Below are 23,537 nucleotides of genomic sequence, written 5' to 3'. Positions count from 1 at the left end.
GAATTTGTAACTACTTAGTAGTATAATTATGAGGATAATTAAATAATAAACTTTTATACATAAGGAGATAAGACTATGGCAAAAAACAAATTACTACGAATGGACAATGTCAGCATCGTTGTAGAATCCCTTGATAACGCAATCTCTTTCTTTGAGGAGATTGGCTTGAATCTCGAAGGTCGAGCAAATGTCGAAGGTGAATGGGCTGGTCGCGTAACTGGACTCGGTTCTCAGTGCGTAGAGATTGCTATGATGGTCACTCCAGATGGCCACAGCCGAATTGAACTTTCGCGATTTCTCACCCCTCCTACTATAGCAGATCACCGAACAGCTCCTGTAAACGCCCTCGGTTATCTACGCGTCATGTTCACTGTCGAGGATATTGACGAAATGGTATCGAGACTCACTAAGCATGGTGCAGAGCTCGTTGGCGAAGTAGTTCAGTACGAGAACTCGTATCGTCTCTGCTACATTCGTGGAGTCGAAGGAATTTTAATCGGTTTAGCAGAAGAACTCGGTAATAAATAAGTAATGTTTTATAAAAAAGAGGGAATAGCTCTATATTTAAGCTATTCCCTTACTTCTATTAAAACAGATGAATGTTTTCTTTCTTGCAAGCTTCACGTAAATCGTCAGGCCATACAGAAGATTGAACTTCACCGATATGTGCTTTACGTAAGAAGTACATGCACATTCTTGATTGTCCAATGCCACCGCCGATTGTTAATGGTAGTACGTCTTCTAGTATACCTTTATGGAAATCATACTCACGTTTGAAGTCTTCACCAGTTTTCGTTAACTGCTCATCAAGTGATTTACTATCAACACGAATTCCCATTGATGATAACTCAAATGAAGATTGTAGTACTGGGTGCCAGAATAAAATGTCACCGTTTAATTTCCAATCGTCATAATCAGCTGCGCGTCCGTCATGCTTTTCACCTGAACGAAGTGCATCACCAATTCCGATAATGAAGACTGCACCGTGTTCTTTTGCAATTGCATGTTCACGATCTTTCGGTGTTAATTCTGGATATTTATCTTCTAATTCTTGAGAAGTAACGAAAACAATTTCTTCCGGTAAATACTTTCCAAGGAACGGATATTTTTCAAATAAGTGATCTTCTAAATCTTTGAATATTCCATAAATTGTTTGTACTGTTTTTTGTAAGTATTCAACAGTACGCCATTCTTTTTGAACGATTTTTTCCCAATCCCATTGGTCAACATAAATGGAATGCGTTGCATCAAGTTCTTCATCACGACGAATCGCGTTCATGTTTGTATATAAACCTTCACCAGCTTCATATCCGTATTCATGTAATGCAAATCGTTTCCATTTCGCTAGTGAATGAACAATTTCTAATTCTTCTCCTGAATGTAACATATCAAATTCAATTGGACGTTCTACACCGTTTAGGTGATCGTTTAATCCTGATTTTTTCGTTACGAATAATGGTGCAGATACGCGGAATAGTTCAAGGCGTTTTGCTAATTGGTCCTCGAAAAATGTTTTAACTTCCTTAATTGCAATTTGAGTCTCTCTTACTGTCATTAATGATTGATACATGGTGGTTTCCTCCTAAAATGTTTGGATGTTGTGAAAAGAAGCCAACAAAAAAAGCCCTTCTTTCCCAAAAAACTGGGACGAAAGGCTTTGGTTCCGCGGTACCACCCAAATTAGCAACAGAGGTTGCTCACTTATACAATACGGAGATGAAATATCTCGATACTGTTCTTCTTGTAACGGCGAAGTTCCCGGCTAAGTCTACTTTCCTATAAAGGATTTCGGTTAGCAACTCCAGGAGGTTCTTCATAATAGGCTTCGTATCAGGCTCACACCACCCCTGACTCGCTTAAACTACGTCCTACTACTACTCGTCCTTTCATAGTCGTTTTGTTGTCACATCTCTGAAACATTTTATTAATGATTATTCTATACAAAAAATAAAGAAAGTCAACAAAAAGTTTTAAAATATTTTTCAATTCTTTATTTTACGGCTTTATTGATTGTTGTTAATTTAACATCTTTACTTTTTCTGCCTCGTCATTCCCAAAAATGTTTCACTGACCGAAACTAACGTATACACAATAATTAATGTGATCGTTCGGAATATAGAATCCGCAGTATTTCTTATTATTTTCATTTTCTTTATAATTCCTTTCAGTTTACTTGCAATTTCATGATATACTATAGCATTCAAGCAGTTTGTTTTTACTTAAAACAAACATAGTCATTTATCCAGAATATTTTTCTAAAACATTGGCTATTATTAAATAAGATTTTTTATATAACGGAGTGATCATATGAGTAAAACGAAAGCAAAACCGAAAAAAGGTGTAGGACAAGGTACAGGAAGTAAAGGATGGAACCGTTGGCAATCAAGTGCAAAGAAAAAGGCAGCTGCCAAACCCTACAAAAGTAAAGGTACAAAGAAGTAATTTAAATAACATTTGATTTCTTTACTTTGTACAAAACAAAATATAATTATTACAACAAAAAAGCTATGCCCTCATAAATTTGAAGGCATAGCTTTTTTATATTAAATCATTAAAATATCTCGAATTTCTTCCTCTGTGATTGAGGACAATTTCTCTTCTCCCGGCTCAATCACTTCAGCGATTAAATTTTTCTTACTTTCTTGCAGTTCATGCATTTTCTCCTCAATTGTTCCCTGAGCTACTAGCTTTATAACTTGCACTGTATTTTTTTGTCCCATTCGATACGCCCTATCGGCCGCTTGTTGTTCAACAGCTGGATTCCACCATAAATCATATAATATTACTGTATCTGCACCAGTTAAATTAAGTCCGGTACCACCAGCTTTTAAAGAAATGAGAAATAGATCTCCTTCTCCTTCGTTAAACCGATCGCACAGCTCTACACGATCCTGCGCTGGTGTACTCCCGTCTAAATAAAAGTATGGAATTGCTTGTCGATTTAACTCACGACCAATAATGGAAAGCATCTTCGTAAATTGAGAAAAAATTAATATTCTCTTCCCTGTACTTCTACATTCCTCTAAAATCTCTAACAGTTGTTCAAATTTAGCTGAACTTCCTTTGTAATCATCAACAAATAAAGCAGGATGGCAACAAATTTGTCGCAATCTCGTTAAACCAGCTAAAATTCTAATTTTATTTTTACGTAACGTATCTTTGTCTAAATGCTTTAACGTTTCTTCCCTTAGCTTCGCTAAATAAGCAGCATAAAGACTCTTTTGATCGGGTAATAGCTCCGATGATTGTAAGTGCTCTATTTTCTCTGGCAACTCATTTAATACGTCCCCTTTTAATCGTCTTAATACGAATGGTTTCACTCGCTTCGCTATATCTTCACGCCTTAAATCACCGAACTCTTTTCTTCCTGGTAATAATTCCGGGAAGACGACATGGAAGATAGACCATAGCTCTTCTAATGAATTTTCTACAGGTGTACCAGTTAGTCCGAAACGGTATTCAGCTTGAATTGTTTTCACAGCTCTTGCCGTTTGCGTTGTAGGGTTTTTAAACGCCTGTGCTTCATCAAGAAATAGTGTATGAAATGGTCTTGCATATAATCTTATATCTCTTCTCAGTAATGGATATGACGTGATTACGACATCAAATTCCGTTATATCTTTCAAAATTTTCCGGCGCTCTGCTTGGTTTCCATCTGCAATAACTGCTCTAATATGCGGGGCGAATTTTTTCAATTCACTAAACCAATTATAAACAAGAGATGATGGTGAAACGACTAATATTGGCAGTTTCTTTTCTCGAATCTCAGTCAAAACAGAATCTATAAAAGCAATGCTTTGCAACGTTTTTCCAAGTCCCATATCATCTGCTAAAATACCGCCAAAACGGTAATGAGCAAGTGTTTTCATCCATTCGAACCCATATACTTGATACTTTCTCATTTCTGCATTTAAAGTATTTGGCACAGCAAACTTTAATTTTTTCGGGTTTTGAATGTTTTCTACTAACTCTTGAACAGAATCATCCAAACTTAAAACATTGCCTTCATGAAGTCCGTTCATCCATTTTACACTTCGAATAAGCGGAACATTTACCTCTTCTCCATGTAAAAATTCTTTCCGAATACCTGATTCTTTTATAAACTGATTAATTTCATTAAACTCTTTACTCTCTAGCGATAAAAACGAACCATTCGCCAATCGATAATATTTACGTTTCTCTTCAAGGGCCGCTAATACACCTTTAATTTCTGCTTCTGGTATTCCTTTTATATCAAAACGAAATGACAACCAATCAATTCTTTCTTTTCTTCTCACTCTAATAAGAGGAACTGCATCCCCTTTACTAATTCGCAATTTGATTGCTGTAGTCGCATAAATATCAACTAAACCTTTTAATGTTGGCACAACGTGATATAAAAAATTATACTCAGCTTCTTCATTATGCATAAAGTAACCGCCTTCTGTTTTTGCAAAAGCACTTTCACTCATAATGTCTAAAATCTCTTTTTCCTTTTTCTCATCACGATTAAAAACAGACGGCTGTCCATCCTCTTCTAGCGGATTAATCATGACGTTCCCATAGTGAAATTCAAGACCTGCTAATAAGCGATTTTTCACGCGGTCTAAATACAATTTCGCTTTTAGCGAAGGTGTTTCAACACGATCCGATATTACTTCATCAATGTGTACAGTTCCGAGCTTCATTAATCCTGGTACAACTTTCGTGACGAAATGTTCCATCTTACTTTCTGGAATATAAAACTGATTACTATTTGAGCGACTCATCATCTTTTGTAATTCAATAAGTCGCATACAATCTTCAATGTGTAAGTGATATAATTTCCCATCGTAAAGTGCATTGTTATACATATCCATAACTTGTACACGATTTAAACCCTCTATATGAAGTGTAAATCCGCCATTATTTCCCTTCGTAAATTCAAAGTGTAACGGCAACAACCCTTTTGAAACTTGTAATCCCTGAAACAGTTGTTCATTTTGTTTCAGCTGTACATATTCAGCTTTAGAAAGTGAAAAGAGCATATCTTTCCATGAAGCTGGTGGTATAAATATCATACTTTCATCTTGTTTCGCGTGTACTTCTAGCGTATCTTCATACATTTTTTCGTTATGATACATTTTAATGAGCTGCTGAATAATCGCATCCGTTTCTTGTTTAAAACTATGTACATCTGGTGTATATGTAAATTCATTTGAACAATGCAAAGACTCTCTTTTCTCCACCTTAGAAAGAAATTCTCTAATATGATTTATGAAATACACTTTGGCAAGTTTCAATTGAATTCCAAGAAGAGCCCCACCACTTCTCGTAGCAACTGGTGTACATATAAACTCAATATCTAATATTTCACGTGTATCAAAACGGTGTTGTTTACTTTTTGGCCTCAGTGGTTTGTCTGCAAACAGCTGAAACATACCACTTGTCAATTGATCATTTCTGCTACTAGTGGAGCTCATTCCACCTGTTTGTTGATTATAGTTTATTTGTATTAATACTGCTGCAACATGTTGACAGTACGTTTGAAAAGACGCTAATGAAGGACAACTACATTTTGCAACAACATCACCCTTTTTGGCTTTTGCTACTGTAACATGGAAATCCTCGTTCCCTTTTACTGTCGCCTCACAAATTTCTTTATTTTCATCGTAATGATCTATTATCACTTTATTTGATTTATAATAGGCTTCACCTCTTTTATATGAGGTCTCTCCGCACACTTCTTTAATAATCGATTTATTCAATGTGAAACTCATCGCTTTGACACTTCCTTAATATAAAACCATTTTCTCTTACTTAACATTTTACATGCTCCACGAGAAAATATAAAATGTTGATTTAACAAAAGAAGATGCTTATTTATAAGCATCTTCTTCACTCTATCTCCATCAACCTCTTCGCCTCAAAATACAACACTTGAATAAACTTCTTCGTATTAATTCGCGTATGACCAGAAGATGCGAGTTCATCTTTCGTCATTTCTGTCATCCGTTTTCTAACTACGGTAAAATCGAAAAATTTTGGAGCATAGCTTTCAAATTTTGGATTTGAAAAGTCTGTTAATCCTAAAGAAGCCAAATGATTTAACGACTGATAAATAGCTCGACGTACTCTTTGTTCAGACGCTTTTTTCTCTTTATCAATATCCGCCTCTAAAGCTAGATCCCCTAATTTCCTTATCGTAATATGATGAAAAATTTCTTTTAACGCAGGAAAGCCAAACTCAAATGTCTGTGCCTTTTCTTGACCATATAAATATTCCAGCATACTAAGTAAATCTTTACTTCCATTCTCTCCCGCAATACCGAGTTCTGATAGTAAAAAGCGTCCTAAATCCCCTATCTTTTTTCCTTCTTGCACTGGTTCAGTACGCAATTGCGGCTTTTCCCACTGAAACACGTTATTCAATGATTTTTGAATATCATGTATAGAACGCTCCAATCTAATACGCTCCATCACTTTGCGTACAACAGATACAACTTCGATTTTGTTTAATGGTTTTGTAATATAATATTCTACACCAAGTGTATATGCCTCACCTATAAGCTGCTTCGATTCCACTTGAGAAATCATAATGATTTTCCCCGTGAAAGTTGACGCAATGTGACGAACTGTTTCAATTCCGTCCCTCATCGGCATCAACAAATCAATAAATAAAATATCTACTTTTTTAAAATTTAGTTGATCCGCTTCAATAAAAGCTCCGTCATCCGCCTCACCAATTACTTCTCCAAGATCTCCATCTTCAATAATTTGCGAAAGCATCGAACGGAAAACTTCATCATCGTCTACGATATAATAAAACAAATCTATTCCCCTTCCTGCTTTAAACTATCCTCTGGTAAACAAACGATAAACTTACATCCTCTTTTATTTTCTCGGTCTTCTAATTTCACTTCTCCGCCTAGCTCTGTTACCATTTCATTTATGTAAGAAAGCCCAATACCAGTTGACGGTGTTCCCGTTTGATCATACTTGGAAGTAAATCCTGGCTTAAATACTAATTTCTTATACTTTTGTGTAATACCAGGTCCATCGTCAATTACTTCAAAAAATATATGCTGATTTCTTTTATATAGCTTAATAATAACGAAACCTTTATCTTCAATTGCTTCAACTGCATTTGCAACTAAGTTATTAAAAATTGATAGCACTGTATACACGTGGTATGCAGCATGCTCACCTTCTATATGTTTAGAAAAACGTATATCCTTTTCTAGCATTTCAGCATACTTCTCGTTTATTCTAACAATCATCTCTGCTAACTCATGTCCTTCTACATATTCAGCCACATTTTTATCTAATAACAGTTTAGATAATCCTGCAAATATCCTTTGATTATCCTTTTTTATTTCATGCACTTCCCCCGCTATTTTCAATGCTGTTTTACTACTTGAATCAGCGCTTACTTGTAAATTTCGATATAGTTGATATGCTTCTTGTGTAATTAACTCCGCATTTTGTAACGTCTTTTTCAAATGAACAGATTCCACATATAAATTAGAAAGATGCATTAACATATTTTCATTTTCTTTTCGAACTTGCGATTCTTTTAATTTCGTTTCATATAAATTCATCATATTTAAAAAACCAAGTGCAAAGAAACTACGAAAAATAGCAATAATAATAAGTTTATTCACTTCAGAAATCGTTATTGTTGTACCTAGTACTAACATGTGATAAAACGCAAGTTCTGACATACTTGCAACAATTTCAATTGAAATTCCAAGGCATCCAATAATGATTGGTTTCTGATGGAACTTATTTACCCTACAAAGCGAAAAAAAACTGCCATAAATAAAATAATAGAAGAACACAGGATAACGCAAATAAAATGATTCTGTCATATGAAATGAACCTTGCATGATCCAGTCAAGACATACTCGGAATAAGACTACAGATATACCAACAAGAATACCTGCAACTCCTGCTGGTACTCTTCTTAAAAATAATAATAAAAAGAAGAATAGCGGTGTACCGAAGCTAACTCGAAACGTATCATTAAAGGGATGAAAGTTCAGCTCCCCAGCAATCGGAACAACGACCATTAATATAATTAAAAGGGACATATCTTTCTTCCATAATTGATTCCAATTCAAAGGTGACACTTCCTATACTTTTTTTCAGTAGTAAAAGTGAAAGCCCGCTTATTGTTATAAACGGGCTTTTTTTCTATATTCTAACCTTTTCTACCGCTTTTATTTGGCGATACTCTGGCTTCCACATTGCTTCTTGCACTGCCATCTTGATATCGTTATCACTTAAGTTCACTCTTGCAACACCTTCTGCAACTGCAACTTTCGCTACTTCAATTGCAACCATTTCTGAGATATTACGTAATTCTTCGACCTCTGGTAAAATAGGTGCTCCTGGCTGACTTGTATCTACCATACTTGCAACTGCTTCAGCAGCCGCTGCGAACATTCCATCCGTCATGACGCTTGCTCGTACTACAATTGTTCCAAGACCAAGCCCTGGGAAAATAAGTGCATTATTTGATTGTCCAATCACATACGTTACACCGTTATATGTAACTGGTTCAAATGGACTTCCTGTTGCAACTAACGCTCTTCCTTCTGTCCACTCGATTAAATCTGCTGGTTTTGCTTCAGCAAGTGGCGTCGGATTCGACATTGGTAAAATGATTGGTCTTTCTATGTGAGAAGCCATTTCTTTAATAATCTCTTCTTTAAATGCACCTGCAACAGTTGATGTACCAATTAAAATTGTCGGTTTTACATGTTTCACAACTTCAGCAAGTCCGATCACATCATTTTGCTTCCACTCACTTACTTCTGCTTCTTTTCTTGCGTACGGAATTTGGAAATCAAGAAGATCTTCCATATTATCTGTAACTAACCCGTTACGATCAATACACCAGAAACGCTTATATGATTCTTCTTCAGATACGCCTACGCGGACCATCGCATCTCTAACTTGATCTGCGATACCGATTCCAGCCGTACCAGCACCAAATACAACAACGCGGTGTTCACTTAGCGGTACACCAGAAGCTTTCACTGCCGATAATACTGCCGCAAGTGAAACTGCACCTGTACCTTGAATATCATCATTAAACGTACAAACGTCATGACGGTATTTATCTAAAATTTTTCGTGCGTTACGAGAGCTAAAGTCTTCCCAATGTAAAAGTGCTTTCGGGAATTGTTTATTTACCGCTTGTACAAACGTATCAATAAATTCATCGTAAGCTTCACCTGTTATACGAGGGTGACGATTTCCAATATAAAATGGATTGTTTAATAGTTCCTCACGGTTTGTACCTACATCTAAAATTACCGGTAATACGCGGCTAGGATCGATTCCAACTGCGGCCGTATAAACAGCTAATTTTCCGATTGCAATGTTAATACCACCAACGCCCCAGTCACCAATTCCTAATATGCCTTCTCCATCTGTTACAACGACTAAATCAATGTTCTCAGCTGTTGCACCAATATTGGTGAATGCTTCTTCAATACCTGATGGATCGTTAATCGATAAATAAACACCACGTGGTTTACGATATTCATGACTATATCTTTGAATTGCTACACCGACAGTTGGTGTATATACAATCGGTAACATTTCACGTAAATGATCTGTTAATATACGATAAAATAATACTTCATTTCGATCATGTAACGCAGTTAAGTATACATTCTTTAATAAATCATCCGGCTGAGAACTAAATTGTTCGTATGCTCGGCGTGCCTGTTCTTCTAACGTTAAAACCGCTGGCGGTAATAACCCTTTTAAACCTAACTCTTCTCTTTCATTTTGTGTGAAAGCTACCCCTTTATTTAAAAGTGGTGTTGATAATACTTCTGCTCCTCTTAATGTTGTTTCTAATGCACCATTAGAAGCTACTGTAAACTTGCTCATAACATCCCTACCTCTATTCATATATAGCATTTCTATATTGTAAACAAAAAAGAGGGGCTTGTCCCCCCTCTTCTTTTAATTTTTCTTTAAAAGAGTTGCTCCTGCAATCCCTGGGTGCGTCATTTCGAATGGATCTAGAATTAACTCTAAGTCTTCTTGTGACAGTACACCATTTTTCACACAAAGTTCTCGAACGGATTGCCCTGTCGCGATTGCTTCTTTCGCAACGCGAGCTGCAGCTTCATAACCGATATGAGGGTTCACGGCTGTAATAATTCCTACACTCTTCTCAACATACTCTTTTAAGCGATCTTCATTCGCTTCAATTCCTTTTAAGCAATTATCTGTAAAGGCACGGAAACCGTTATTCATAATGCTAATTGATTGAAGTAAGTTGAAAACAAGTACTGGTTCCATAACGTTTAATTCTAATTGTCCTGCTTCTGAAGCAAGGCAAATTGTATGGTCATTACCAATTACTTGGAACGCAATTTGGTTAATAACTTCTGGCATAACAGGGTTTACTTTCCCTGGCATAATAGATGAACCTGGCTGACGAGCTGGTAACATAATTTCCGCTAAACCAACACGTGGACCTGATGCCATTAAGCGAAGGTCATTCGCAATTTTAGACATATTCATCATACATACTTTAAGTGCTGCTGATACTTCTGTGTATGCATCCGTATTTTGCGTTGCATCTACTAAGTCTTCTGCACCAACAAGTGGCAGTTCACTAATTGCAGCTAAATGTTTTACAACCGCTTCAATATATTCTGGATCTGCATTTAAGCCTGTACCAACTGCAGTTGCTCCCATGTTCACTTCATATAAGTGTTGACGTGATTGCTGAATTCGTTTCATATCACGTTCAAGTACACGAGAGTACGCTTTAAATTCTTGTCCAAGGCGAATTGGCACAGCGTCTTGTAAATGTGTACGACCCATTTTAATAACATGGTCAAACTGTTCTGCTTTTATTTCAAATACATCATGCATATAACCCATCGTTTGTAATAAGCCTTCTAATGCGTTTAATGTAGCGATATGAATCGCCGTTGGGAATGCATCGTTTGTTGATTGCGCCATGTTTACATGACTATTTGGACTAATATAATGATAGTCTCCCTTTTCCATCCCTAATAATTCAAGAGCACGATTGGCAATGACTTCATTTGCATTCATGTTCATTGAAGTACCCGCTCCGCCTTGGATTGGATCTACGATGAAATGATCATGCCATTTTCCATCAAGAATTTCTTGAGCAGCCTCTGCGATCGCACCGCCCTTGTTCAATTCCAATCTTCCTACATCTGTATTCGCAAGCGCTGCTGCTTTTTTTACAATTGCGAACGCTCTAATTAAACCTTCATGGATTTTGTATCCTGTAATTGGGAAATTTTCAACTGCACGCATTGTTTGTACGCCATAGTATGCATAGTTTGGTACTTCTTTTTCACCTAAAAAATCTTTTTCAATTCGAACACCATTTTTAACTTCAGTTAATGTTGCCATGATTATTCACTCCTTAACGATTTCTTATGCTGCTTTTGTTTCTTTGACTGTTTCTACATATTGTTTTGCTTTCTCATTATCGAATTCGCCTTCCCACTTCGACATAACAATGGCCGCTAATGCATTTCCTAATACATTGACAGATGAGCGAATCATATCTAAAATGCGGTCAATTCCCGCAATTAACGCGATACCTTCTAGTGGTAGCCCCATTGAACCTAACGTTGCTAATACAACAACGAACGATGCACCTGGAACTCCCGCCATACCTTTGGATGTTAACATGAGAACGAATAATAACGTTATTTGCTCCGTTAGTGACATGTGCACACCGTACATTTGTGCAACAAACAATGCCGCTAACGCTTGATAAATAGCCGATCCAGTCAAGTTAAATGTATAACCTGTCGGAATTACGAAAGAGGCAACTGCCTTTGGACAACCGAACTCTTCCATTTTTCTCATTATATTAGGTAAAACAGCTTCTGAACTTGCTGTCGTAAACGAAAGAATCAATTCTTCTTTTAAAATTTTCATTAATGTAAAAATGTTTACTCCAACCATTCGTGCATTAATACCTAATACAATCACAACGAATAGTATAACAGTTACGTATACAGCTAGCACTAGTTTTCCTAGCGGAAGTAATGTCGCTACACCAAATTTTGCAACCGTAACGGCAATTAATGCGAATACACCAAATGGTGCAAATTTCATAACTTGATTTGTAACCCAAAACATGGCTTCGAGTACGCCTTCAAAAAAGTTAAAAACAGGCTTTCCTTTTTCCCCAATTGCCGCAACTCCTAAGCCGAACAATACTGAGAAGAATATAATCGGTAATAGGTCACCTTGTGCAATCGATTCAAATACGTTTTTCGGTACAATGTGAACAATTGTCTCAGCAAAACCTTTCTTCTCTGTTGCATCTGCAGTCTGTTTATAAGAAGAAATATCACTTTGCTGTAAATTACTCATATCAACGCCAGTACCTGGTTGGAATATATTCGCTGCAAGTAATCCCATTAAAATAGCAATCGTCGTAATAATTTCGAAATAAAGAATTGTCTTACCGCCTAGTTTCCCAAGCTTTTTCATATCTCCTACACCAGCTACTGCAACAATTAATGCTGAAATAACAATTGGTACTACAATCATCTTAATTAAGTGAATAAATATATCCCCAATTGGTGTGATATAAGAAATCGCCGTTTTATTGCCATAAAAGACTGCCCCTACTACAATCCCTAAAACAAGCGCGACAAAAATTTGTGTTGCCAATCCGAATTTTTTCATTTATGTTCATCCCCTTCATGCGAACGCTTTCAATTTGAATTTATAAAAGCTACTCACACATCTTATAAGCGAACCTACAAAATCATACAAAAACCTACAAGTTCGTCACAAAAAATTCAAATATTTTTCTTCTTTTTTTCATTGACACCATTTTGTTAAAAAACGATAAAATAAACTTGATAAGCAATCAGATTATTGCGTATAATCAAAAAGATATATACTTACAACAAATCAAAATGAAAAGGAGTGGATGTTATGAAAAACTATACAAAGCAATTCGTTCTATCTTCTTCTTTTCTTTTTCATTTTCTTAAAAAGGAACAAAGGCATTCGCCTTTGTTCCTTTTTTATTGCGATCTATATAGGGGGAATTGTTATGAGACCATATAAACGTGTTTTAATTAAATTAAGCGGCGGTGCACTTGCCGATCAAACTGGAAATAGCTTTAACTCCAAACGATTAGAACATATCGCAAACGAAATTTTATCCATTGTTGATTTAGGTATAGAAGTATCCATCGTCATCGGTGGCGGTAACATTTTTAGGGGGCATCTAGCTGAAGAATGGGGAATCGATCGAGTAGAAGCTGATAATATCGGTACGTTAGGTACAATCATTAACAGCTTAATGCTTCGCGGTGTTTTAACAAGTAAAACAAATAGAGAAGTACGCGTTATGACTTCCATTCCATTTAATGCAGTAGCTGAACCATACATTCGCTTGCGTGCAGTCCACCATTTAGATAACGGTTATATCGTTATCTTTGGAGGCGGAAACGGCCAACCGTTCGTGACGACAGATTATCCAAGTGTACAAAGAGCCATCGAGATGAATAGTGATGCCATATTAGTCGCAAAACAAGGGGTCGATGGCGTCTTTACAAGTGATCCAAAGCATAATAAATCAGCAAAAATGTACAGCAAACTAAACTATAATGATGTCGTTAGACAAAATATACAAGTCATGGATCAAGCGGCATTACTGCTTGCCCGGGACTACAATTTACCAGCACACGTCTTTAACTTTGATGAGCCTGGTGTCATGAAGAAAATATGTTTAGGCGAACATGTGGGGACGTTGATTAATGATGATGTTACGATGCTGGTGCATGAAAAATAATGATTTCCCACCAAAAAAGGGTGCCTTTTGTAGGCACCCTTTCCTAATTCATCATCACAAATAGAAGTCAACCAATCCCGCCACTTTCTCCTTACAACGCTCCCAAAAAGATAACTTTTCAAAAAACTCTTTCGTCATTTCTTTCGAATCATGAAAATCCTCTGTTAACGCCTTATTAACTTGTCCTACAATAGGACCACCATAAATATAAAAATTCATTTCATCATTTATATTGAAGCTACGCGAAGTAAAGTTTGTTGTACCAATAACGGTTAATTCATTATCAATAAGCATTAATTTACCATGGAACATTCCTTTTTTATAACCATATACAGTAATCCCATTATTAACAGCTTGACGTATGTATGGATACGCCGCTTCTTTTATAAGAGGTAGATCCGGTTTATATGACCAAAGTATTTTTACTGTAACACCACGCTTTTGCGCCGCGATTAAAGCATTCATAGATTCTTTATTTTTCGCTATAAAATACGGTGTTGCAATTACAATGGAGTGCTGAGCTTGTTTTATGAGCTCTATATATTTTTCAGCAACGTAATGCCCATTGTAACTAGTCATAGTATGTAATGTATTCCCTTTACTAGCTTTATTCGTACTTCTCTTTATCTCTTCTTTCGTATCTCGTTTCCAGTCTAAAGCGAATTGCTGTTCTAAATCTTTTGCTCCTTCTCCTTTAAGTCGTACATGATAATCACGCCAATATCCAAATCGCTTATCTTTCCCTAAGTACTCATCTCCTATATTAAATCCGCCTGTATAGCCAATCTCCCCATCAATCGTCGTAATACGGCGATGATTACGATGATGAAGAGAATAAAAGCCGAATGGTAATTCAGGTTTTCTACTATATGTAAAATGCACACCATTTTCCTGCAATTCATTTTTCATCTTTCTTTCAAATGATAAATCATTAATGCGATCAACGGATAAATAGACGTTTACTCCTTCTTTTGCCTTCTCTTTTAATAAGTTTAAAAAAGTATGGCTACTTTTATCATCCGACAAAATGAAGAAATACGTGTAAATGGAGCTTTTCGCTTCTCTTATATCAGTAAATAATTGTTTATAAAAAGACTTCCCTTCTACATATAATTGAAAGTCACTATAATGAGGCGCATACTCTGTCGGCATGTTTTTCCAAGCTTCCATTTTCCTACCTAAGGTAACATCGATATGCATCCATATTAAAATAAAAACGAAAATAGCAATAACAATAGAAGTAACTCGCAATATTTTTTTAATCATTTTGATTTCCTTCCGATCATTTTCTTTCCACCTTTCTATTTTGTCATTCAAGTTTAGATTTCATGCTTCATACAAAAAAGGATGTGACTTAACGTCACATCCTTTTCACATTAAACAAAATTCCTCGCATCATTATTTCTTCCAAACTTATAAATCGCAATTAAGAAGAATGCAATCGCGAAAGCGAATAAAATTAAAATGTTTAAATACAACTCAGAGAATGGAATTCCTTGCTGTAGTTTCGATACTGTGTCTAACAACCAGCGCTGTGGAAGAAAATTAGCTACTTTTTGTACTGCACTTGGCATAATGTCATATGGGAAATAACAACCCGCTAGTAAGCATGTTGGTACAATGACCATGTTTTGCATCGCATTTGCCGATGCTGAGTTTTTCGAAAAAGCTACAAGGACTAATGATATTCCAATTGCGATTAATGCAAATAGCATTAGTACGCCCATCATCACTATGAAAGGCATATTGATATTCGTATGAAAAACATTCGTTAGGAATAGGATTGTAATCAAAATTTGTACTGTTAGTATTATCATATTTACCCCGACATTAGATAATATGAACTTCTTCCCATCTATCGGCGTTGATAATAGTCTAAAGTACGTTCTATTCTCTTTTTCTTTTAAAATATGACCTGATAAGTTCGCTGCTGAAAACAGCATAAACATAATAAGGTAACCCATCGTTTGATTTGTCATATCTTTATTTTTCGAAGTATCTTCTAGCGTCTCCGTTTTCATTTTAAATGAACTTTTTTGATACCCTGCGTACATATTGTCGAATGTACTTTGATCTGTTCCTGCTACTTTACTAATAGCTGCTATATTATCAACATAATTATATAAATATGATTTTATAAATCCTGTTACTTGATCACCTTTAATCGATGAAATTTCAATATGCTCTGGTTTCCCTTCTCGAACACTTTTTGAAAAACCAGAAGCTAATGTAATAACTCCATCAAGTTTTTTGGAAGTGAGTTTATCTTCTACTTCAGACTCCTTAACCTTACTCACATTCACATGATTTAATCCTTCTAAAAACTTTATCGTATCATTCGCTATTGGCTCATTTTCTTTATTTACAATCCCGATATTTAACGTTCCTTGCCCTGCATTTCCATATATCGAGAAGGAAATGAGCGTCCCTATTATCGGCAAGCTAATTATAATGAGTAAACTTTTTTTATTTTTCAAAAGCACAGATAACGTTTTTTGTATGAGCCATAAAATATCCTTCATGCTATAGCCCCTCCCGTCTACGTAATGCAATAATTGCAATTAATAAAAAGAGTACTGAAATTCCAAGGTTTAAAGAAATGACTGGTAGTGCTGCCCCTACATCATTTGCATAAATAATTTTCATAACAGCTGTATTTGCCCAAGTTAATGGCGATAAATTCGTAACGAAATTTTCTTCTACTACGAAATATGCACCTCCAAAAATAGAAGCTAATTGCACAACAACCATAATAATTGCCCTAGACGCTTCAGCTGTTTTCGTGATATATCCGATTCCTAAACCGAAGCTAATTGCTAGAAAGACTTGTGTTAATAAAATAAGAAATATGATTCCAAGATGGTCGCCCCAATTCGCTTGAAAAACAAATTTACTAAATAACATGACGAGTAATATGCACAGGGCATTTGCTACTAGGCTACCAAGTACTTTTCCAATGAATATTTCAGCTTTACTTATAGGTGCAGCAATGAGACGATCTCCTGTTTTACGTATTCGTTCTCCTCGAATTAAAGAACTCGCTCCCATCGCAGCATATAGTGCAATCATCGTTGTCATTACAACCGCATAGTAATCCATAGAACCTGGTTTTTTCGCAGCTTGTAAAGATGTTTCTTTTATATAATCATTATGATTTCCGTTTGAAATAACCGTACTAACCTTAGTAGGATCTACTTTTGCAACTTCGACCGCTACATTGTACTTATCAACAAATGTTGTAAGCATTCCTTCCACAATACTTCCCTCAATACTACTTTTGTCACTCCCATAAAATTTTGCACCATCTTTATTTAACTCTACATAAGCGGCATATTTATTTTGCTTCACTTCTTCTTTCCCATCTATACTGCCGGAAGCTTTTTTAAAATGAATACCTGATTTATCCACTTCTTTCGTAAATGCTTCAAATGATTGAGAAAACGTGCTACTCGCTTCATCTTTATATAGCACTTGTATATCTTTAATAGCATGACTATCACTATTAAATGCGTTGGTTAACGCTGTTCCTAACACAAGCATAAGCACAATCGGAAATGCTAACATAAAAACTAAAGTTCTTACATCTCTGAAATCTCTTTTAATATGCATAATTGCAATATTGAAGATGTTCAATTGATGAACCTCCCTTTACCTTTTCTTCATTTACTTTTTATTTATCTCGTAAGTTTCTTCCCGTCAATGTAAGGAATACTGTTTCTAAGTTGGGAGCCTGCTCCTCTAATGAACGAATTTCAATATCATGATTGATACAGTGTTGAATGATTTTATTTAAATTATTTAATCCCGCATCAGAATTCACTTTAATTACGTTTTCTTCAATTTGAACTGCTTTCACACCGTTTATCTCTTTTAATTTTTCTACATCTAAATTCTCTACCGATTTCACTTCAATCCAAATATCTTTCGTGTCAGTAATAATTGCTTTTAACTGTTCTTTCGTACCTTCTGCAATTACTTTACCGTGATCTACTATCGCTATTTTCGTACAAATCTCTTCTACCTCTTCCATGTAGTGACTCGTATAAATAATTGTACTTCCCATTTCATTTAATTTACGTACTGACTGCAAAATGTAGTTTCTTGACTGTGGATCAATTCCAACTGTCGGCTCATCCATAATAATTAACTTCGGTCTATGAGCAATTGCACAAGCGATATTCAGTCTTCGCTTCATCCCACCAGAAAAGTTCTTCGGATAGCTTTTCTGTTTATCACTAAGTCCTACAAATTTAAGAGCTTCCTCTACCCTAGCTTTTAATTCGGCTCCTCGTAACCCGTACAATCCAGCAAAGAATTTCACATTTTCATAGGCAGTTAACTCTTCATAAATCGCAATATCTTGCGGAACAATACCAATATTCATTTTCGCAAATCGATTATGTTTCTTTACATTTTTTCCTAGTATGCTAATCTCACCTTCATTACTTCTTAACAAACCAGCAATCATATTTATCGTTGTACTCTTACCAGCACCATTTGATCCTAAAAAGCCAAATATTTCTCCTTCTTTAATAGATAAAGACATATTATCAACTGCGATGAAATCACCAAATTTTTTCGTTAAATTTTTAATTTCTAATGTATTCATCATTTTCACCCCTATTTCGGTTTCTCTGCTTTTAGTATAAACAAAAAGAATGAACCTGCTCAGTGCAGAAGTTCATTCTTTTCACATGAGAATATTCACTTTTTTCATATGAGATGGTTCATCCTCGTACCATTCTCTTTATATTGGCAACAACATCGTTACTGAAAAACCACTTGTCCCATCTACAATAATTTTTCCGTTTACAGACGCCGTTCGCTCCTCCATCCCCATAATACCGAGACCTTTTTTAACAAGAGCTACCCCTTTTCCGTTATCCTTCACTTGCACCTTAACCATCTTGTTAAGTACATGAATATCTATAGAAATAACTGTCGCATCAGCATATTTCATTGCGTTTGTTAGTGCTTCTGTAACATTCTCACCGATAATTTTCCACTGAATGGGAGAAATCATATCTAAGTTCCCTTTGTATACAAAAGGAATATTCACATCATTCTTACCGGCAAATTCCTCTATGAATAATTTCATACGATGAATGCCAATTTGCTCAGTTGGAGGCTTCATATTTTTTAATGTAATGCGAATACTTTCAATTCCATCTTTTGAAATGTGAATTGCATTTTGTAATAACTCCGCAGATTTTTCTTTATCTATTTCCATTAACCTTTTTGCTGCTTCCATTTGAATAAGTGCACCCGTCATCGAGTGACCAATTTTATCATGAATTTCTTGCGATAACCGATTTCTCTCTTCTAGCTTAAATGTGTATTCAGATTGTCTTATGTACTCTTTATTTTCATGTAAGCTTTTCGTAAGTCGTTGCATATCTTTTCGCATCTTATCATTTTGCGATTCAAGCTTTACTACACGCGATATATATCGATCTGCTATAGTTAAAACGAGAAAAGAAAATGCAACAATTAATCCATAAGTCATTCGAATACTTTCATCTGCAATCGTAATTGGGAGCATCATAACAACAAAGCGTGGCCAATTCTTTTCTATGTAATGGAATGTAATTTCGTATAAGTTCAAAGGTAAAAACAAAATAAAAAATGGATGAACCCTCCATGTAAATAACATAATTATGCCAATTGACATACAGATTAATAATTTTTTATACGTATCTTTTTTAAATATAGAAATCATTACGTTTACAGAGAGGTAAATAAGTAAAGTAAATATAACCCAAGGTAAATTTACTACATTTGCGTAAATATAACTAAACACAATATATAAAAAGACAATTAATTTACTTACAGTTAGCCAAAATTCCATATCACTAATCTACTTTCCCTGTTAAGTAATAAATCGCAATTTGTGTGCGATGTTCAAGTCCAGTTTTCCCTAAAACTGACGTAATATAATTTGCAATTGTTCCTTCAGATATAAAAAGCTGTTTCGAAATTTCTTTATTCGAGAAACCTTTTGCAATTAATGCGATAATACTAAGCTCCCTTTCTGTGAAAAGGCTCTTATCAATTTTACATTCTTCCTCTTTACTTTCCATTAAATTAGACTTAATTTTATCGAGGACAACATCTTGCATAACAGTTTGACCGTTATATACTCCTTTTATCGCATCACGAATACGCTCCGGATCGTTATTTTTTAACAAATAACCTTTCGCTCCGTTTTTTACTGCATCCAAAATATATTCATCATCATCAAACGTCGTTAAAATAAGCGGTTTTGTTTTCGTCTCTTCACAAATGAACTTCGTCGCCTCTACCCCGTTCATATTTGGCATGCGAACATCTAAAAGAGCAATATCAACTTCATGCTTTTTACAATATGCTACAGCTTCTTCCCCATCATTTACAGTATCTACTACTTCGAACTCTTCGTATGTATTTAAAATAATTTTCATGCCCTCTCTAATAAAAGAGTTATCATCCGCTATTAATATTTTAATTTTCATGTTTGTTAGTATGGCCCTTCCCCTACTAACATTCACATCCTTTCTCCGTGTAACATTTCCTACTTGCTCATTATATACTTCTCTTTACCATTTTTTCACACCTTTTTTCATCTAGCTCTCCTGCAAAAAATATATTATTCTTTTTTTACAATATGTGTAGGGTGACTTATCATTCTTTACGTCTATATAATAGAATGCGTCAAAAAGGAGGGAGCGACCCATTGAGGAAAAACAATTAATTGAAAAAGCACAGCAAGGAAGCGAGCATGCTTTTCGTATCCTTGTACAAACATATCGTCATTATATTTTTCAAGTTATCTTTTCTATTTTAAGACATGAAGAAGATGCGAAAGATGTTACACAAGAAGTATTCGTAAAAATTCACACCTCTCTCCCAAATTATCAATTTCGCGGATTAAAAACGTGGATGGCGCGTATTGCCACCAATCACGCTATTGATTATAAGAGGAAGAAAGCTAGAGAAAGTGAAGAACTCTCCTTATGTAAAGAAGCTGAGGAAAATATAAAGTCCTCTCATAATATTGAGGCTTTATTATTGACGAAAGAGCAGAAATTACTCATTGCTCAAAAACTGAGAGAACTTCCCGAAAATTACCGTGACGTCGTTCTCGCACATTACTTAGAAGAAAAAAGTTATCAAGAAATTGCTTTACAGGAAAACATCGAAGTAAAAACAGTCGAAATGAAACTGTATCGGGCACGAAAATGGATTAAAAAACATTGGAAGGAGGAAGAGTTTCTATGATGCATTATTCAAAAGAAGATTGGCGCAATTATACATTAGATTTTATAGAAAACAATAAACGTGAATCTATGGAAGAACATCTTTACGAATGTGATCATTGTTTAACACTTTATATGGAAAGTATTGATGAACAACATGAAAACCTTCCAATGATAAATGATGATTCATTTACGAACGAAGTTATGACGCAAATTAATTTTGAAACGCTACAACCTAATGAAAATATAAAAACAAACTCACTAAAACGCACAATTATTCACTACATAATTGCGACTGCAGCTACAATTATTTTTATGGTAAGTGGTTTATTCCAATATATTTTTACAGCGACATCAAATTTCGAGAAATCTTCAAAACATAACGAGTCTTCTATCTCACAACAAATTGTAAACAAATCGGTAGATACATCAAAAAAGGACGGAGGTTTAAAGCATGAATAAAAACCCCTTTTTAGCACTTGTATTAGGGCTAATTCCTGGGCTTGGACATTTATACTTAAAAAAGCTAGGACGGTTTATTTTATATAGCGGAGGATCTTTATTTCTATTCTCCTTTGCAGTATTTTGTACCATAGTAGTAAGAGAACGTGATATTGCTTTTCTTTCTCTATTTTTACTAGCTGTTCTATGGGTAATTAACTTACTAGATTTAGTTATCACCATTATAAAACAAACGAAAAAACAAGAAGCTGGAGAATTGATAAATTCCTCTAAAGAGAGCGAACGATTTTATATCATTCTCCTATCCATCATCCCTGGACTTGGCCATTTCCAATTAGGACTTATGCAACGCGGTCTTACGTTTTTAGTCGCTTGCGCTGGCTTAGGCAGCATGATTATATTTGTAACATTATTAACATCTCAAGGAAGTTTCCTTATCTTTCTTATTACGTTACCTGTTTTATGGATTTATAATTTCTTTGACGTTGTTCAGCAACTACAGAAAAAAGAACGCGACGAGCAATTAATTGACCGTACTATTTTCGAAGATTTTGAAGAACATCGAGAGCAAGGAAAGAAAAGTAAAACATTTGCTTCTATTTTAGCGATGTTCCCTGGAGCAGGTCATATGTATTTAGGTTTACAACGCCGTGGTCTTCAGCTTATGGCAGCCTTTTTACTATCTATTTATTTACTCGACTTATTAAGACTTTCTGCGTTTTTATTTTTAGTACCAATCATTTGGTTCTATAGCTTTTTTGATGCGTTACAGCAAACAGCAAAATACGGAAAAGAACGAGTACAAGACGAACCCATTATCGATTATTTTATAAATCATCAAAGATGGATCGGTATCGGATTAATTACACTCGGTGGTTATTATTTATTAAATCAAACAGTCCTTCCTATTTTGAATGATTATTTTGTAACTATATTTAATATTCATCTTAGTGAACTATATTATCGCTATTTCCAGACATCTATCGTTGCGCTCCTTTTAATTGGCGGCGGCTTTAAATTGTTACTTGGAAATAAAGAAAACAAAGGTGGGACAAGCGAATGAGGACTTGGCGTGTTGGAACATTCTCAATGGGGCTTTCTATTATATCGTTAGGGTGCTTTTTACTATTTTCAGTCGTAAAAGGAATTCAAGTATTAGATACACTAACTGCATGGTGGCCAGTTTTACTTATCATACTTGGAGCTGAAGTTTTACTATACCTTCTATTTTCTAAGAAGGAACAATCATTTATTAAATATGATATTTTTAGTATTTTCTTTATCGGTGTTTTAGGAAGCGTCGGAATTGCTTTTTACTGTTTATTATCAACTGGATTACTAGAAGAAGTTCGTCACTCTATTAACACAACGAGGCAAACGAGTAATATTCCAGACGGACAATTTGATATACCTGAATCTATCAAAAAAATCGTAGTAGATGCAGGCCATCAACCTCTAACGATAGAGGGAAATAATACAAATCAAATTCATCTTTTGGGAACTTATGAAATGACAACGAAAGCAAATGAAAAACTCAATTTAAAACGAGATGATTTCCTTTCAGTTCAAACGGCTGGAGAAACGATGTATATCACTTTAAAATCATTACCTGTTCAGCATACGTTATTTAATTCAGCACCACAGGTGAAACCAACGCTTGTTCTTCCGCAAAATAAAAATGTGGAAATCCGTGCTTCAAATAACGAACTATCTCTTTATCCAGGTCAATTACAAAATAATTGGTTTGTACAGGAAAGCTCAAGAGTGTCTGTCCATCTTGCAAAAGAAAGTGATGTATCTTTAACAGCAGTAACGAATCAAAAAGAAACACATGGAAGTACACCTTGGGAACAAGTAGAAGATTTAACGAAAAACGAAAATACTTCTTCAGAAGAACATCCAGAATTAAACACCCAAGAACATTGGTATAAAAATTCGATTAAAACTGGAAATGGGACGTACAAGTTAAATATTGAGAAAGCTTATAATTTGAATATGAGTGTTCTCGAAAAATAAAAAACCTTCCGCAATTGCGGAAGGTT

The 23,537-nt window shown here is 35.2% G+C and carries 20 protein-coding genes and 1 other annotated feature; of the genes, 7 read left to right on the top strand and 13 right to left on the bottom strand.

Annotated elements, in window-relative coordinates; translation table 11 throughout:
• The first annotated feature begins 75 nt into the window (after positions 1-75).
• Positions 76-528, top strand: coding sequence for a VOC family protein (locus ACTL4X_RS08915; protein ID WP_001107259.1), 453 nt, complete (start codon positions 76-78; stop codon positions 526-528).
• Positions 529-586: 58 nt separating this feature from the next.
• On the opposite strand, the gene asnA is transcribed toward ACTL4X_RS08915, so the two are convergent.
• Positions 587-1,570, bottom strand: a complete 984-nt coding sequence (gene asnA / locus ACTL4X_RS08910) for an aspartate--ammonia ligase (protein WP_000284917.1) — start codon at positions 1,568-1,570, stop codon at positions 587-589.
• A 70-nt stretch (positions 1,571-1,640) separates the two neighbouring features.
• Positions 1,641-1,899: a binding site (T-box leader), on the bottom strand.
• A gap of 408 nt (positions 1,900-2,307) precedes the next feature.
• Between asnA and ACTL4X_RS08905 the strand changes: the two genes are divergently transcribed.
• Complete coding sequence (locus tag ACTL4X_RS08905; RefSeq protein ID WP_000047588.1) at positions 2,308-2,442, top strand: DUF3934 domain-containing protein; 135 nt, start codon at positions 2,308-2,310, stop codon at positions 2,440-2,442.
• A gap of 101 nt (positions 2,443-2,543) precedes the next feature.
• Here the strand turns inward: ACTL4X_RS08905 and ACTL4X_RS08900 are convergent, their stop codons facing one another.
• The 6 genes from ACTL4X_RS08900 to ACTL4X_RS08875 all read right to left on the bottom strand — a co-directional run bounded on the left by ACTL4X_RS08900 (position 2,544) and on the right by ACTL4X_RS08875 (position 12,678).
• Positions 2,544-5,738, bottom strand: coding sequence for a DEAD/DEAH box helicase (locus ACTL4X_RS08900; RefSeq protein ID WP_086692830.1), 3,195 nt, complete (start codon positions 5,736-5,738; stop codon positions 2,544-2,546).
• A gap of 118 nt (positions 5,739-5,856) precedes the next feature.
• Positions 5,857-6,789: a response regulator gene (locus tag ACTL4X_RS08895; protein ID WP_000500302.1), complete on the bottom strand. Its 933-nt coding sequence runs from the start codon at positions 6,787-6,789 to the stop codon at positions 5,857-5,859.
• A 2-nt stretch (positions 6,790-6,791) separates the two neighbouring features.
• Entirely contained in the window at positions 6,792-8,090 is a 1,299-nt protein-coding gene (locus ACTL4X_RS08890) for a sensor histidine kinase (RefSeq protein ID WP_002023846.1), read from the bottom strand.
• A 64-nt stretch (positions 8,091-8,154) separates the two neighbouring features.
• Positions 8,155-9,867 carry an oxaloacetate-decarboxylating malate dehydrogenase gene (gene malS, locus ACTL4X_RS08885; protein ID WP_002197621.1) on the bottom strand — a complete coding sequence of 571 codons (1,713 nt, stop codon included), beginning with the start codon at positions 9,865-9,867 and terminating at the stop codon, positions 8,155-8,157.
• A 75-nt stretch (positions 9,868-9,942) separates the two neighbouring features.
• Entirely contained in the window at positions 9,943-11,382 is a 1,440-nt protein-coding gene (aspA, locus tag ACTL4X_RS08880) for an aspartate ammonia-lyase (protein WP_048538206.1), read from the bottom strand.
• Between the two features lie 24 nt (positions 11,383-11,406).
• Positions 11,407-12,678 carry a cation:dicarboxylate symporter family transporter gene (locus ACTL4X_RS08875; RefSeq protein ID WP_000713293.1) on the bottom strand — a complete coding sequence of 424 codons (1,272 nt, stop codon included), beginning with the start codon at positions 12,676-12,678 and terminating at the stop codon, positions 11,407-11,409.
• 376 nt (positions 12,679-13,054) lie between these two features.
• Between ACTL4X_RS08875 and pyrH the strand changes: the two genes are divergently transcribed.
• Positions 13,055-13,798, top strand: a complete 744-nt coding sequence (pyrH, locus tag ACTL4X_RS08870; protein WP_001248059.1) for a UMP kinase — start codon at positions 13,055-13,057, stop codon at positions 13,796-13,798.
• 54 nt (positions 13,799-13,852) lie between these two features.
• On the opposite strand, the gene ACTL4X_RS08865 is transcribed toward pyrH, so the two are convergent.
• The 6 genes from ACTL4X_RS08865 to ACTL4X_RS08840 form a co-directional block, all read right to left on the bottom strand.
• A complete protein-coding gene (locus ACTL4X_RS08865) occupies positions 13,853-15,064 on the bottom strand; it encodes a phospholipase D-like domain-containing protein (RefSeq protein WP_137396511.1) in 1,212 nt (403 codons plus the stop codon).
• A gap of 110 nt (positions 15,065-15,174) precedes the next feature.
• Positions 15,175-16,320: an ABC transporter permease gene (locus tag ACTL4X_RS08860; RefSeq protein WP_048538205.1), complete on the bottom strand. Its 1,146-nt coding sequence runs from the start codon at positions 16,318-16,320 to the stop codon at positions 15,175-15,177.
• 1 nt (position 16,321) lies between these two features.
• Positions 16,322-17,431 carry an ABC transporter permease gene (locus ACTL4X_RS08855; protein WP_086692833.1) on the bottom strand — a complete coding sequence of 370 codons (1,110 nt, stop codon included), beginning with the start codon at positions 17,429-17,431 and terminating at the stop codon, positions 16,322-16,324.
• A gap of 37 nt (positions 17,432-17,468) precedes the next feature.
• Positions 17,469-18,407, bottom strand: coding sequence for an ABC transporter ATP-binding protein (locus tag ACTL4X_RS08850; protein WP_017657419.1), 939 nt, complete (start codon positions 18,405-18,407; stop codon positions 17,469-17,471).
• Between the two features lie 138 nt (positions 18,408-18,545).
• A complete protein-coding gene (locus ACTL4X_RS08845; RefSeq protein WP_000397690.1) occupies positions 18,546-19,646 on the bottom strand; it encodes a sensor histidine kinase in 1,101 nt (366 codons plus the stop codon).
• A 4-nt stretch (positions 19,647-19,650) separates the two neighbouring features.
• On the bottom strand, positions 19,651-20,289 hold the full coding sequence (locus ACTL4X_RS08840) for a response regulator transcription factor (RefSeq protein WP_000694093.1): 639 nt from the start codon (positions 20,287-20,289) through the stop codon (positions 19,651-19,653).
• Positions 20,290-20,509: 220 nt separating this feature from the next.
• On the opposite strand from ACTL4X_RS08840, the gene ACTL4X_RS08835 reads away from it, so the two are divergent.
• The 4 genes from ACTL4X_RS08835 to exsE are packed head-to-tail and all read left to right on the top strand — an operon-like array spanning position 20,510 to position 23,511.
• Positions 20,510-21,055, top strand: coding sequence for an RNA polymerase sigma factor (locus ACTL4X_RS08835; RefSeq protein ID WP_256737415.1), 546 nt, complete (start codon positions 20,510-20,512; stop codon positions 21,053-21,055).
• Complete coding sequence (locus tag ACTL4X_RS08830) at positions 21,052-21,495, top strand: hypothetical protein (protein ID WP_000972341.1); 444 nt, start codon at positions 21,052-21,054, stop codon at positions 21,493-21,495. The genes ACTL4X_RS08835 and ACTL4X_RS08830 overlap by 4 nt, the downstream gene beginning before the upstream one ends.
• Positions 21,488-22,558 (top strand): hypothetical protein, encoded by a 1,071-nt coding sequence (locus ACTL4X_RS08825; RefSeq protein WP_001039115.1) that lies wholly within the window; start codon positions 21,488-21,490, stop codon positions 22,556-22,558. The genes ACTL4X_RS08830 and ACTL4X_RS08825 overlap by 8 nt, the downstream gene beginning before the upstream one ends.
• Positions 22,555-23,511, top strand: a complete 957-nt coding sequence (gene exsE / locus ACTL4X_RS08820; protein ID WP_001261429.1) for an exosporium protein ExsE — start codon at positions 22,555-22,557, stop codon at positions 23,509-23,511. Before ACTL4X_RS08825 ends, exsE begins: the two co-directional genes overlap by 4 nt.
• Positions 23,512-23,537 lie beyond the last annotated feature (26 nt).

Source organism: Bacillus sp. RE35 (assembly GCF_052146655.1).
In the GTDB taxonomy this organism is placed as follows: domain Bacteria; phylum Bacillota; class Bacilli; order Bacillales; family Bacillaceae_G; genus Bacillus_A; species Bacillus_A cereus.
This window is presented reverse-complemented; position numbering and strand designations above follow the sequence as displayed.